At 57.7% G+C, this 12051-nt stretch carries 16 protein-coding genes; 7 read left to right on the top strand and 9 right to left on the bottom strand.

Annotated elements, in window-relative coordinates; translation table 11 throughout:
• The first annotated feature begins 183 nt into the window (after positions 1–183).
• The 3 genes from KGA89_RS16570 to KGA89_RS16560 all read left to right on the top strand — a co-directional run bounded on the left by KGA89_RS16570 (position 184) and on the right by KGA89_RS16560 (position 2709).
• Positions 184–462: a hypothetical protein gene (locus tag KGA89_RS16570; protein WP_027911465.1), complete on the top strand. Its 279-nt coding sequence runs from the start codon at positions 184–186 to the stop codon at positions 460–462.
• A 414-nt stretch (positions 463–876) separates the two neighbouring features.
• Positions 877–1554 carry a phytanoyl-CoA dioxygenase family protein gene (locus KGA89_RS16565; RefSeq protein ID WP_223472058.1) on the top strand — a complete coding sequence of 226 codons (678 nt, stop codon included), beginning with the start codon at positions 877–879 and terminating at the stop codon, positions 1552–1554.
• A gap of 99 nt (positions 1555–1653) precedes the next feature.
• Positions 1654–2709: an alpha/beta hydrolase family protein gene (locus KGA89_RS16560; protein ID WP_003204109.1), complete on the top strand. Its 1056-nt coding sequence runs from the start codon at positions 1654–1656 to the stop codon at positions 2707–2709.
• Here KGA89_RS16560 and KGA89_RS16555 read toward each other — a convergent pair.
• A complete protein-coding gene (locus KGA89_RS16555) occupies positions 2702–3202 on the bottom strand; it encodes an Lrp/AsnC family transcriptional regulator (protein WP_003204111.1) in 501 nt (166 codons plus the stop codon). The two genes, KGA89_RS16560 and KGA89_RS16555, sit on opposite strands and share 8 nt — an antisense overlap.
• Before the next feature lie 131 nt (positions 3203–3333).
• Between KGA89_RS16555 and KGA89_RS16550 the strand changes: the two genes are divergently transcribed.
• The 3 genes from KGA89_RS16550 (at position 3334) to KGA89_RS16540 (ending at position 6026) form a co-directional block, all read left to right on the top strand.
• Positions 3334–4794 (top strand): L-lactate permease, encoded by a 1461-nt coding sequence (locus KGA89_RS16550; protein ID WP_223472057.1) that lies wholly within the window; start codon positions 3334–3336, stop codon positions 4792–4794.
• A 121-nt stretch (positions 4795–4915) separates the two neighbouring features.
• A complete protein-coding gene (locus tag KGA89_RS16545; protein WP_003204115.1) occupies positions 4916–5305 on the top strand; it encodes a hypothetical protein in 390 nt (129 codons plus the stop codon).
• 34 nt (positions 5306–5339) lie between these two features.
• On the top strand, positions 5340–6026 hold the full coding sequence (locus KGA89_RS16540; protein ID WP_003204117.1) for a hypothetical protein: 687 nt from the start codon (positions 5340–5342) through the stop codon (positions 6024–6026).
• Positions 6027–6055: 29 nt separating this feature from the next.
• On the opposite strand, the gene KGA89_RS16535 is transcribed toward KGA89_RS16540, so the two are convergent.
• The 7 genes from KGA89_RS16535 to KGA89_RS16505 all read right to left on the bottom strand — a co-directional run bounded on the left by KGA89_RS16535 (position 6056) and on the right by KGA89_RS16505 (position 10998).
• Entirely contained in the window at positions 6056–6601 is a 546-nt protein-coding gene (locus tag KGA89_RS16535; RefSeq protein WP_003204120.1) for an NADAR family protein, read from the bottom strand.
• A 350-nt stretch (positions 6602–6951) separates the two neighbouring features.
• The gene (locus tag KGA89_RS16530; RefSeq protein WP_003204121.1) at positions 6952–7575 is read right to left on the bottom strand and encodes an SMI1/KNR4 family protein; all 624 of its coding nucleotides are present in this window, start codon (positions 7573–7575) and stop codon (positions 6952–6954) included.
• 90 nt (positions 7576–7665) lie between these two features.
• Positions 7666–8280: an alpha/beta fold hydrolase gene (locus KGA89_RS16525; protein WP_003204123.1), complete on the bottom strand. Its 615-nt coding sequence runs from the start codon at positions 8278–8280 to the stop codon at positions 7666–7668.
• 81 nt (positions 8281–8361) lie between these two features.
• Positions 8362–9177: a suppressor of fused domain protein gene (locus tag KGA89_RS16520; RefSeq protein WP_223472056.1), complete on the bottom strand. Its 816-nt coding sequence runs from the start codon at positions 9175–9177 to the stop codon at positions 8362–8364.
• Entirely contained in the window at positions 9174–10271 is a 1098-nt protein-coding gene (locus KGA89_RS16515) for a sterol desaturase family protein (protein ID WP_027911469.1), read from the bottom strand. The genes KGA89_RS16520 and KGA89_RS16515 overlap by 4 nt, the downstream gene beginning before the upstream one ends.
• A gap of 99 nt (positions 10272–10370) precedes the next feature.
• Entirely contained in the window at positions 10371–10859 is a 489-nt protein-coding gene (locus KGA89_RS16510) for a GNAT family N-acetyltransferase (RefSeq protein ID WP_223472055.1), read from the bottom strand.
• The gene (locus KGA89_RS16505; protein WP_223472060.1) at positions 10828–10998 is read right to left on the bottom strand and encodes a hypothetical protein; all 171 of its coding nucleotides are present in this window, start codon (positions 10996–10998) and stop codon (positions 10828–10830) included. The genes KGA89_RS16510 and KGA89_RS16505 overlap by 32 nt, the downstream gene beginning before the upstream one ends.
• Between KGA89_RS16505 and KGA89_RS16500 the strand changes: the two genes are divergently transcribed.
• Positions 10961–11527: a nucleotidyltransferase family protein gene (locus KGA89_RS16500; protein WP_223472054.1), complete on the top strand. Its 567-nt coding sequence runs from the start codon at positions 10961–10963 to the stop codon at positions 11525–11527. The two genes, KGA89_RS16505 and KGA89_RS16500, sit on opposite strands and share 38 nt — an antisense overlap.
• Before the next feature lie 6 nt (positions 11528–11533).
• On the opposite strand, the gene KGA89_RS16495 is transcribed toward KGA89_RS16500, so the two are convergent.
• Positions 11534–11980, bottom strand: a complete 447-nt coding sequence (locus KGA89_RS16495) for an NUDIX hydrolase (protein WP_027911472.1) — start codon at positions 11978–11980, stop codon at positions 11534–11536.
• Between the last annotated feature and the right edge of the window lie 71 nt (positions 11981–12051).

The raw sequence follows: 12051 nt of genomic DNA, 5'->3' as shown, positions 1-12051 counted from the left end.
GATGAAAGGCGAACATGGGGGGTGGGGCTACAGAAAGGTCCTACATATCGTTGGGAATTGGCCTGCCTATCCATCTATTGCGTCGTTTTTGTGGGGGCGTCTGTCTATAGTTTTGCCGTCGCCCAGATGGCGACCGGGTTTGGCGACCCGCAGTGGGCAAAAACTATCCAGTGGTGCTTACTTATGAATCAATACATGGGCCTTACCAGCAACGCCGTCGCCCCCCCCCTCTACGTCGATACCACCGCCCCGCTGCACATCCTGCTCGACTCAGCAGCCTACCAAATCCGTGCCGCCACCCAATTCCTGGAGAATTTGGCTATGCGCGATGAACAGACCATCGACCCCGCGACCTTGCAAGATCTGGCGCAGCTTTGCTGCATCCCACTGCGTGATGGGTGTGATGTGATGGATGTGATTGCGCGACGATTGGATGCTGCACCGGCAGGTTCCACTCTATAAGCCTGCCAGCCAAATAAGCCTGCAAGCCGACAACCTGTGGCGAGGAGTCCCCGCCACGTCTTCGACGCTGCGCTGTCGCGCAGGGAACTAGAGCGACGTCCACGAGGTATCTATTTTTGATCGTTCCCACGCTCTGCGTGGGAATGCATCCCGTGACGCTCTGCGTCACTTTCCAGAAGCGGAACGCGGAGCGTCCCTGGCGACATTCCCACGCAGGAGCGTGGGAACGATCGATATGTATTTTCAGCCTTAAAAATCACATGGTTGCAATTTGTTCCACGAGAGCTTGCTCCCGCTTGAACGGCGTTGCACTCGACAGCTCCTACAGAGCCCCTGACTCATCAAGGGCTGGTGGTCCCACTTTGGTTTGCATACTAGCCTTCCAAAGGTCCGCACAAGGAAGTCGAAAAAACCATGCCTGACCACAAACAACTCCACCAAGACGGCTACGCCCTGCTCCGTCAAGCGATCCCGAGCGAGTGGCTGGCCGACCTTCGTGCCGTGTTCGATGCAGGTGTGCGGCCGTCGGACCAATGGCCAGTGCCCCGCGGCATGGACTGGCGCTATTCGATGTTGGACGATGATTCGAAGATTCAGGCCGTATGTCGTCTACCCCAGCTACTGGCGGTGGCAGGTGAGTTGATCGGCGAGCGATTCTTTCTCTCCCAAGTGGAAGGACGCGAGCCCCTGGCGGGTAACGGCCACCAACAACTGCACCGCGACTTGTCAGCCCAGCGGCCAGGCGACATCGCCATCGCCCTGGCTTTTTTCGACGACTACGGCCTCGAGAACGGCGCGACACGGATCGTCCCCGGCAGCCATCGACCTGAGCCAGGCGCCCCACCCTTCGACTTCAATGACGAGTCCCGTGCCGTACAGCTTTCAGGCTCTGCCGGTGACATCCTGGTGTTCGATGTCGACCTGGTGCACGCGGGTAGCCTGAACGTGATCGGCGCACGCCGTCGTTCCATTCTGATCAGCTATTTCTCGGAGTCGCTCTACGCGTCACACCTGGAAACCGTGGCGCTGCGCAATATTCGTATGGACACCAGCGACCGATTCGCACCGTCGGAGTTTGCTTTCGGGGGCTAGGTTTTTAGTCGATAAAAGTTATGCGCAGCGGTTCGAATCTGAGCTTTAATGCCCGTGCTTATCGACCCCATCATTCGTCTAATCAAGGAAGAAACGACATTGAAAACAGCTTTCGGCGCCCTGTTGTTGGCTTGCCTGACGACCATCGCATTTGCTGACGAAAACCCCATCGGTTTCCAATCTTCCACCCTGGATCCGCACAATGGCCGCGCACTGGAGATGGTCGTTTGGTACCCCAGCGCAACCACCGAAACCGCGCAACTGATCGCCGATAACGCGGTGTTTGTCGGCGCCTCTGCCGTGCGTAACGCGCCGCCCACTGCCGGCGAACACCCATTGGTGGTGCTCTCCCACGGATACCGGGGTAACTGGAGCAACCAGATCTGGCTGGCCAGTGCCTTGGCCCAGAAGGGTTACATCGTCGCCGCCATCAACCACCCCGGCAGCACCACCCATGACCGCAGCCCGCAAGCAGCGGCGCAGTTATGGCAGCGGCCCGTCGATCTGCGTCGGGTCATTGATGCGGTCACGACTCAACCTGAAAAATTTGGCCGGGTCGCCAATGGACGAATTGCAGCCGTGGGCCATTCACTCGGCGGCTGGACCGCCCTGGAAATCGCCGGCGCTCGCTTCGACCCAGAGCGCTTCGCCCAAGACTGCAAAGCCCATTCGCAGTTATCCAGTTGCACCGTTTACGAACAGATGAATCCCGCCAGCACCGCTGAATCAAAGGCCGAACTGGCCGCCGATTGGCGTGATAAACGCATCACTGCGGTGGTGACATTGGACCTGGGCCTTTCACGGGGCCTGACCGATAAAAGCTTGGTCACGCTGCCTGTCCCCGCCCTGGTGATCGCGGCCGGTGTACCGTCGCGAGAGCTTCCCGCCGAGTTGGAATCTGCCAACCTGGCCAAGCGCCTGCCCTCGGCGACAAGCCGCTATGTCGAGATCAAAGACGCAAGCCATTTCAGCTTCATGTCGATGTGCAAACCTGGTGCGCAGAAGATCCTCGAAGAGCACGTGCCGGGAGATGGCATTATTTGTCAGGATGGGGATGGCGGCCGTGCTCGTGGGGTGATTCAGCAGCAGGTTGTATCGCTGATCGCGGCGTTTCTGGCGCAATCACCTGGAGAGCTTGATAAGAAGGCTAGATGACGATCCCCACAGGCATGCTCGGCACATTAAGCCCGACTTTCACACGGTCCAGCGCCACGATTGTCTTGAACCAGGTCACGTTGGAATTTTCGGCAAACAATCGCCGCGCCAACGTCTGGTATTCGTTCATGCTGGCAACGGTTAATACCAGGACGAAATCCACTTCGCCGGTGACGTAGTAGCACTGCTGAACTTCGGGCACCGCGAAGTGTGCCTTCATCGCCTCCAGTGCCTCGATGCTGGTGCGCTCTGCCATCACTTCCACAATGATCGTGATCGGCCGTCCTACGGCGGTGGGATCCACGATGGCTACGTTGCCCGTGATGACGCCCCCCGCTTCCATCCGCTTGATACGGCGCTGAACGGCGGCCGTGGAAAGATTGACCTGCTCGGCCATGAGGCGCAGCGGCATCGTGTTGTCGCGCTGGACGAGGTCCAGGATGGCACGGTCGAATTTGTCCAACGATTCAAGTGCTGCGTCGTTTTTGGCCATGGCAAACCCGTGAGAAATTTTCTCGAAAACTAACAGAAAACCGCGCCCCTTTATCTAGCCAAGAGAAATATTATCTTGCCAGCAGTCTGCGTACGCAGCCTTAGTCGCAACACACACAGGATATTATTGGCATGCTCGCACTGTTCCATCTTTCCCCTGTCCTGTTGGTTACAGCCATGCTTGTCGTGCTGCGCCGGCCCCCCATGCACGCCGCCATTGCAGGCACTGCATTGGTCCTGGTGCTCTGGCTCGCCGGCGCTGCAGACGCGTGGCGCCTAGGCAGTATGGTGGCCGCCGCTCAAGATACGGCCGTGCTGTTTGCAAGTACGGCTTTCGTGATCGTTCCAGGTCTGGTCTTCGTGATTTTTATCGAGCGCATGGGCGTCAACCTGGCGCTTAGCCGATGGGTGCAGTCACTGGGGCTTGGGCGCGGCGATCAAGTAGTGTTTATCGTTCTTGGACTGGCACCGCTGCTCGAAGCGATGACCGGCTTCGGCGTGTCGTTGATCGCCACGGTGCCCCTGCTGCTCAGTCTCTTCGAGCGTCGGATCGCGCTACGAATAGCACTGACCGGCATGGCAATCATGCCCTGGGGAACACTGGGCCTGGCATCGGTCATTGGTGCTTCGTTGGTTCACTTGGACGCAACCGCGCTGGCATCGACCTCGGCACTGACCAGCGCACCGGTTTTTTTGGTCCTCAGTGCAATCGCGCTATCTCTTGCAGGCGTTCGTGACTCGCGGGAATGGAGGGCGTTGGGGGCTTTCTGGCTGCCGTTTGTTGGCGTGCTTTACAGTGCCAGTCGGTGGCTGGGGCCGGAAGTGGCCGGCGTGGCCGCGGGCCTGGTGACGGCCGCAGCGGTACTCTCTGCTGGGCTGTGGCGCTTGCGCCGCAACGATAGCGAGCGCGGTGCAGTGCAATGGCCGCGTCAGGCATGGCCGTATCTGGTGCTGATTGTCTGCATTGTCGCATTGAAGATGGTGTGGGCGATCACCTCCTGGCAGGATCACTGGGTTGTACAGGGCGCTCAGGTCACCTGGAAGCCACTCTCCTCACCAGGCCTGGCACTGGTTCTGGTGCTGATCGGGCTAGGGTTTCACACGCGCCACACACAACGCCAGACAGCACTCGACGTCAGTATGCCTGCTGCGCTGGTGGCGCGGGCGAAGCGACCACTGTTGACCATTTTCTTCTTCCTCGCGATGTCGCAGATGATGGTGAAGGCCGGCTTCCTCGCGGGCTTGATGCAAATGCTGGCGGGCCTGTCGCCCGCCGCCGCGATGTCGCTGGTTGCCCTGTTTGGCGCGCTGTCAGGCTACATGACGGGGTCGAATGTTGGCGGCAACGCGATCTTCATGCCGGCCATCGCGATGTTGCCCGAATCCTCTCGCCTGTTGTTGGCTGCCGTCCAGAACAGCTCGGCAGGGCATGCAGCGCTGGGCTCGCTGTCGGTTGTCATGCTGATCCTGGGACTTGCCAAGACCCAGGCCAAGGAGGAAGGCGAACTGGTAAGGTTTGGCTTCACGCTGGTCTGTCTCAATACCGCGTTAGTCGCGTTGGGCGCGGTGTTGCTGAGTGGATGGTTTGGATAGCAGGGTATTTGCAGATGAGCACCTCTTTCTGCACTTTTTCCAGTCCCCTTTTTTCATGTCTCTTTCCCAATAGTTTCTGACTTAACTATCCTACGCCTCCACCCCAAACGGATTCGCCACGATGTATCTGCGTTCAAGCTTATTGTGCCTGTGCCTTTTCAGCAGCCTGAGCCAGGCCGCTGTCAACTGTTCGGCCCTGGCGGAAAAGATCTCCGGAACGGTGCCTGAGTTTCATCCGTCAGTGCAAGGCAAGGTCATTGGCACTGGGCGCCTGCATTTCCACGAAGCGCCAGATGAAGCCTGTGCCAATAAGAAGATTTTCGTAATCCCCGGCGACTCTCTCACCGTTTACTCCAGCCTTGAAGACGAATCATGGCTGGAAGTGAACTTCATCGCCAAGAGCGGCGACGACTATACCGGTTGGGTAAAGGCTGATCGGGTCGAGATTGGCGCACCTTACGGAGCGCCAGCAGACGATGCCGACGACGCGCCGGCGGGTGATGCCCAATAATTATCTTTTTCATTTTTGAAGTGCAGGAGAAACGATGACGGGTTCGCCAGAAGAGAACGGTCTATTCCCGGCCAGCCCACAGGGCGACCTCGACGCAGTTGATGGCACGGATTTCGACGCCTGGGCTCGCGTCTGGGCCGAGCTTGGCGTCGTATGCGCGTCACGAGAGACGTACGAAGAACTCATTCGACATTACTGCGAGCCGCATCGCGCTTACCACACCCTCCAGCACCTGAAGGAATGTCTTCAAGTGCGCCGATTCGTCAATGCGGCCTGCCAGGCCCCCGCCGAAATCGACCTCGCGCTGTGGTTCCATGACGCGATCTACGAGCCCCTTCGCAGCGACAACGAGCTGCGTAGCGCGCAATGGTTGGACGACGTGGCACGTGATAGCGGCCTGGGCGATGAAACGCGACGCAGGCTTTACGACCTGATCATGGTGACGCGACACGATGGCGCCCCGAAGTCGGCAGACGAAGCGGTGTTGGTGGACACGGATCTGGCGATCCTTGGAGCGTCGTTCGAACGGTTCGAGGAATACGACCAACAGATTCGCCACGAGTACCAATTTGTGCCTCTGCCTGTGTACCGCCAAAAGCGGCGCCAGGTCCTGGAGGGATTCCAGGCGCGCGGGCGGATCTATACGACCGCAGCGTACTTCGACGCATTCGAGCAGCAGGCACACGCAAATCTTGCACGCGCCATCGAGCGTCTCGACTGAGGACTGGATTCAAGCGGCGAAGGGATAACTTACTCCCCGTCCCGCACCTGCATCAGCGCAAATCCCAGCAGATTCAAGCCTTTCCACAGATTCGGATTGTTCGCATCCGCGTTGTCCTGTGCGAGCCCTATACCCCAGATGTTATCAACCGGGCTGGCTTCGACAATAACGCTCGAACCGGTTTGTAGAAGATATTCGTTCAACTGCGGATTTTGAGAGAACTTGGCCTGGTTCGCTCGAACGACGATGTCGTATCGGTGTTGCAGCCAAACCTGATCATCGAATCCGCGCACGTTGCGGCCAAGTGCCTTGGCGGCATTAGGAGTAGGTGCGTGGAGCACCTGCGCACGAATTTCCTGATCGTCGAACAAGGCCGCTTTCTCGGCCATCATGAAGTGTTCGGCTGTCGGGTAATGTTGCCCCTCGACAATGAACCCGGCCTCGAACCATTGGCTGAAGCACGAAGCCGTAACGGCAATTTTGCTGCGCTGGTGCCCCCAGAAAAACGTAAATTTCAGATGTTCTCCGGAGTTGAAACGGGCGCACAGTTCTTTCACATGTTCAGAGTCGTTCAATGAGATGTCCTTGCTGACTGAAGATCGAAGTTACAGCTACTGTGCTGACCCAGGCCGCTTCGTGTCTATAGCGCCCACTTGCATCGCTCATAGCTTATCGAAAGTTAACATTGTTGCCTGAAGCCTTAGGCAAGACAGCCAAGATAATTCTGCTCGAATCAACAGATCGTTTTTACCTATATCTCTGCTTCCAGATGAAGGCCGGCTTTATCTGGAAGCATCGCCAAGATCCGCAGTCTTTAAAAAAGCTACGAACGCCCGTAATGCTGCCGATTGGTGGCGACGACTTGGGAAGTAGAGGTAAACAGCCTCCAGGGGACAAGACCGGAATTCATCCACCCAATCAGTCTTCAAATCAACCGATCCACAACCCTCGCATTCCACAATTCCCGATACCGCTCCCGCCACCCCGGACTGCCCTTATCCAACCACTCCAACGTCGCCTCAATACTCTCAGGGCTAATGATGAAGTGATTGATATGCTCCTCGATCCGCTCTTGCGATAAATGCAGCGAATCCAGATAGCCATTGAAAGAATCCGCCAGCACCACGTACTCATCGCCCTGCTGACGGCGACCGGTCCAGGCAGGTAGGCCCGCCACCATCGCCGCCACGTCCTGGCGCCCTTCCCGCAGGTCCAGCAGCAAGATACTCGCGCCGCCGTCGCGACCGATCGGCAACAATCCCGTTGCGGGGAAACCGGGCTGGGCCCGCAGTTGCTCCAGTTCAAAGGGGTTGGATTCATATTCTTTGTCCGGGTCCAGCCCGTACAGTGAAAAACTGAGCAGTTCCTCATCGCCATTGGCCAGGGTCGCCAGCACATCGTATTCCACATAGGCGCCGTTGCAGGTCTTGAGGAATTGGCGATAGTCGTCCGGCAAGCGAGCCCCCAGGCTGGCTTCCAGTTGCGTGATGGCACGCTCGGTGGCGCCTTCACGGGTGTCTTCGAGGATGAGTCCGCGGTAGTCAGTCATTGATGTCTCGAAAAAGGTATTGGGTCCTGGAGGTCTTGAAACACGCCGCGCCGCACAATCAGTCCGACACTTTGATAACAAGTGCTCCGCTTACTCGCTCGCCAGATGTCTCTCGATCAGCCTCGCCGCCTCATCTGCGTGAGTGAAGCCCAGGCTGTGATCGGCGCCAGGAAAAACGTGCAGTTCAGCGCGGGACAACAGCTGGGCAAGGTACTGGCCAACACGAACGGGGCTGATCGGATCAGCGTCGCCCCAGAGCAGCAGGACCGGCATGCGCAACTCGATCAAGCGAGACGTGAGGTCGGTGCGGTCGTCGAGAAACCAACTCGGCAGTGTCGAGTTGGCCGCCGCAAAATCCGGGCGCCAGTCGTGTGCGCCCAGCGCCGACATGTCCACCCCGCCCGAGGTGACGGTCAACACGAGGTGGGTGATCAGCTCAGGGCGTTCAAGTGCTGCGAGCACAGCGACGATACCGCCCATGGATTGCGCCACCAGCGCTGTGGGTCGGTCGATCTCGGCCAGCACACGCGCCACCAGGTCACTCATGCCGGTCACGTCAGGCACAGGCGGCGTGTCTCCAAAACCGGGCCAGCCGATGTGTACTTGCTGCGCCGGGTGGGCCAAGCGTTCAGCGACCGGATGCCAGAACTGGGTGTTGCCCGAGGCGCCGGGCAGGAAGATGAGTTTGGCGGGGGATGCGGTCACGGGTTCGTCCTTGAAGATGGGATTGAAAGAGTCAGCAGGAGGCCAAAGGGATACCGCCAGGTTCGATGACCGGCTCCAGCATCACACCACACTCGCCCGATGCAAGCTGCTCATATGCCCAACACCCGCCGCCTTCAAACGACTCACCAGATCCTCCCGCGCCGCTCGCCCTCCCGAACGCACGTACTCCAGCTCCGCCGCCGTAATCAATACCACCGGCACCAATCTGACCGGGGACAAGGGCATGTCATCCAGTTGGGTAGGAAAATCCGGCGCCGGGGCGCCGAGTAGAACGCCGGTGGAGTCGTCATCGGTCACGAAGAGCTTGGGCAGTTGATCGCCCATGTGGTGCGATTGGCTGAGCCCTGGCAGTTCAAGGGATAGCGTCCCGTATTGGTCGAGTTGGTGGGTGATGCCGCCAGCGTCGGCCACCGTTTTGGCGACGTGCTCCAGCAGCTCGAAAGCCCAGCTGCCTTTGAAAGGATCGACCTCCCCCACAGGACCATAGGCGTGCTCGGGGATATCCGCGGTTTCGACGAACAATTCCATCTCGAAGCCGTTGCCCATTCCTTCCGTATCATCGAATGGATCGGACAGGCCTTCAGTGGCGAGAATGATCGTGTCGCCACGACGAACCACGCGGTAGGCCTGGCGGGTCGAAGGCCAGTAAGGGCCGCCGGAAAAGGTCGGGCTGATCAGGTAGGCAAGGACATCCCGCTCGACCGTGCCAACAGCGCTCCAATGACGATCCAGGCACGCTGCGCCGGCTTCCCGGACGGCCAGATTGGCGGCTTCAGCCTCGGTCAGGTCGCCAAGCTCGTGGGATTGCGGCGCGGGCTGGTCGTCTTGGGTTTCAGGGGCTTTCGATGAACCGAAGAGCTTCTTGAAGAAATTCATGGGCGTTCCTTGCTGGATTTTCGCTCAACCTCGCCCGCGTCAGCACTCGCTGATCCGATGGCAGGCGTTGGGCGCATTGTGGCGTGTTGGCGTTGATATGAAAACGCGGGCAGGCACTTGCGGGCAGTTTCAACGAAAGGCGTGACAATCAGGCTATACACCGTCAAGTAACGCTGGTGGTCCTGTTCTCCGGTGCCGAAACGCAAGTGCTCAGGCTGCGTGCTGGTGACATAGAGCGTGCCGAACATCCAGTCCCACAGCGACAGGTTGACGCCGAAATTGCGGTTGAAATGACGCGGTGCATCGCTGTGGTGGATCTGGTGCTGGGCCGGACTGTTCAGCACATGTTCCAGCACCGGACCAAAGGACAGCCAGACATGGGTGTGACGCAGGTTGGCCGCCAGGCTATTGAAAATGAACACCAGGTACGTCACGCCGAACAACGTGTAGCGGCTGATCTCACCACCACTGGCATACCAGAAGCCACCCGCGAAAAGACCCAGGCAGGCGGTGATGCCGAGCTTCTCGACGATTTTCTCCACAAAATGCATCCGACTCGCGGTGGCCGGCACCAGCACGGGCGCCGAGTGATGCACCTTGTGAAACGCCCAGAGCCAGCGCGAATGAAACGCCCGGTGTGCCCAGTAGTGGACGAAATCCTTCACCAGGAACACCCCCAGCCCATAAAGCAACGCGAGCGAAAAATTCTCACCGAGGCGCGGACGCGCGCCCCAGAGGTTGCTGAAAAAAGCCAGGTAATCCCCGGAGCGCAGGATGTACGGATCGACCAGATGAACAATGGGCAACACCAAGGCAATCTTGAGAATCGCCCGGACGAAGTAGTAGCGATAGTCCAGCAACGCCGAACGATGCAGGTACACCCCACGACCACCGATGAATTGCCAGAACGAACGAGCGTCAGTCAGGTGGCGGTGTTTTCTGAAACGGAACAGGCCATAGGCGACACCGTACGAAGCGCAGAGAAACAGGACTCCGAACCGACCGTTCAAGTTGAAGATGTCGAGGAACTGCTGGGTGATGGGGGCGATCACCCATGCGCTCAGGTGTTGATAGACAAGGGAAAACGCATCCACGAAATACCGGCCTCTGTCGAAGATGCGGTATTGTAAATCAGTCGCGTTGGGATGGGCTTGGGTTTTCAGGCATTTCTGGCGGTAGCCGCTCAAAAGGATCTAGGGGCGGCCCGTTCTACCGCGACGCATATGGATGAGTGCGGTTCTACGACTGTCTGGAGAAACTCGCTCTTCAACAGCGAAGGGCAAAAAGCCCAGCTTTGGATAAAGCAGCAAGCCTGCCGTGTTTTCATTGAAACACGATACCTGCACCTCAGTGGCGTCATAACGGTCGAACGCCAGGGCCGTCATCGTTTCCACAAGAAAGGTTGCAACGCCTTTACCTCGTGCCTCTTGGGCAACGATGACATTGCCGATACAGCAAACTCCACCTGTTTCAGCCCGATAGAAGTTAGCAAAACCAACGACACGGTTCCCAGCCTCGATGACCGTCGAATCGAATCGTTGAGCGATGGCGTCAGACAGCTGAGCCTCAGTCAGGGGGTATTGGGCTTTCGGGAACATATAGAACAGTTCCCGAGCGTCCTGCGCAAAGCTGCAGAGGGTCTTGATGTCATCAGCCTTCACTGGCCTGCTTTGCAATTGCATTGGGCGTCCTTGAAATCCATTCGTTTGGTATCTTGCTCACCTGATTTTGCTCAAACATTTGTTGGGGCGCCAGGACCGGATCGATTCCAAAAGGGATGCCTATGACATTGACGGCCGAAACTTTGGTCAGGATAGCCATGACCAATCCAATCAACGCGCAAATCACCTCGCGCGTGCCTTCACTCGGCTTGAATCAATGCATGCTCACCGCTGGCTGCTTGTTCCAAGCCGTCTGGAATCATCAGACGCAGCAGCCACCCGCTTGGGGCGTGAAGGATTACGACGTTTTTTACTTCGACCCGGATCTGTCTTGGGAAGCCGAGAATGAAGTGATCGACGCCGCGCAGCGGCTGTTCCAGGACCTCGACGTCAACATCGAAGTCAAAAATCAGGCCCGCGTCCACCTTTGGTACGGTCAGCGGTTTGGCAAGCCTTATCCTCAGTTGCGGTCGGCCAAGGATGGCATTGATCGTTACTTGATTGCGGGTACGTGTATTGGACTGGATGTTGAGACCGGTGAAATCTATGCGCCCTATGGCCTAGTTGACGTCGAGCAAGGTGTTCTTCGTATCAATCCAAAGAACCCTCAGCCCGATTTGTTCGATGAGAAGGCGAAAAGTTATCAAGCTCGCTGGCCGTGGCTCAGGATCATTGATGACCTTAGCTGATCCAACTCATTCCAGGAGCGAAGCCGACTTAAGTAAATCGTAAAGCCCTTCAGGTACCAGAGGGGATATAGCCGTGAAACTGGCACTGGAGCACCATGTTGCTCTGAACGATGCACCGTCGCTTTCAAAACCTTCCAGCCAAGGTTTTTCGTAGAGATCAGCGTCGTCAAACCTTGCATCGTAGACCTGGACGATCTCGTGCCCAGGCTTGCCGGCGTAGGTAAAAATGCTTTCCAAAGTGCCAATCAGTCGAAGGTCACTGATCGAGGCACCCAGTTCCTCTTGCACTTCTCGGACGATGGCATCATGGCTCCTCTCGCCGAATTCAATGCCACCACCAACGGGACGAAAAAACATCTGCTTTTTGTTGGCATCGTAGAACTGGTTGACCAGTATTTTTCCATGATGATGAAAGATACAAAGAGCGAGGGGGCGAATGCGTTGCTCCGACATGAATAAAACTTCCTTTTGATTTAATGATGCACAACGTCCTGCAAATCCCAGTGCCAGGGATTGAAACACCT

The organism is Pseudomonas sp. A-RE-22 (assembly GCF_019956035.1).
Classification (GTDB): Bacteria; Pseudomonadota; Gammaproteobacteria; order Pseudomonadales; family Pseudomonadaceae; genus Aquipseudomonas; species Aquipseudomonas brassicacearum.
Note: the sequence above shows the minus strand (reverse complement) of the source record. Positions and strands in the feature narration are given on the sequence as shown.

Bases quoted from the DNA above. Each gene is read 5' to 3' on its own strand.
- KGA89_RS16555 (WP_003204111.1), bottom strand. From the start codon at position 3,202: ATGGCCAAAAACGACGCAGCACTTGAATCGTTGGACAAATTCGACCGT.
- KGA89_RS16495 (WP_027911472.1), bottom strand. From the start codon at position 11,980: ATGTCGGAGCAACGCATTCGCCCCCTCGCTCTTTGTATCTTTCATCAT.
- KGA89_RS16510 (WP_223472055.1), bottom strand. From the start codon at position 10,859: ATGCAATTGCAAAGCAGGCCAGTGAAGGCTGATGACATCAAGACCCTC.
- KGA89_RS16505 (WP_223472060.1), bottom strand. From the start codon at position 10,998: ATGGCTATCCTGACCAAAGTTTCGGCCGTCAATGTCATAGGCATCCCT.
- KGA89_RS16530 (WP_003204121.1), bottom strand. From the start codon at position 7,575: ATGACTGACTACCGCGGACTCATCCTCGAAGACACCCGTGAAGGCGCC.
- KGA89_RS16500 (WP_223472054.1), top strand. From the start codon at position 10,961: ATGACATTGACGGCCGAAACTTTGGTCAGGATAGCCATGACCAATCCA.
- KGA89_RS16570 (WP_027911465.1), top strand. From the start codon at position 184: ATGAATCAATACATGGGCCTTACCAGCAACGCCGTCGCCCCCCCCCTC.
- KGA89_RS16565 (WP_223472058.1), top strand. From the start codon at position 877: ATGCCTGACCACAAACAACTCCACCAAGACGGCTACGCCCTGCTCCGT.
- KGA89_RS16550 (WP_223472057.1), top strand. From the start codon at position 3,334: ATGCTCGCACTGTTCCATCTTTCCCCTGTCCTGTTGGTTACAGCCATG.
- KGA89_RS16540 (WP_003204117.1), top strand. From the start codon at position 5,340: ATGACGGGTTCGCCAGAAGAGAACGGTCTATTCCCGGCCAGCCCACAG.
- KGA89_RS16520 (WP_223472056.1), bottom strand. From the start codon at position 9,177: ATGAATTTCTTCAAGAAGCTCTTCGGTTCATCGAAAGCCCCTGAAACC.
- KGA89_RS16545 (WP_003204115.1), top strand. From the start codon at position 4,916: ATGTATCTGCGTTCAAGCTTATTGTGCCTGTGCCTTTTCAGCAGCCTG.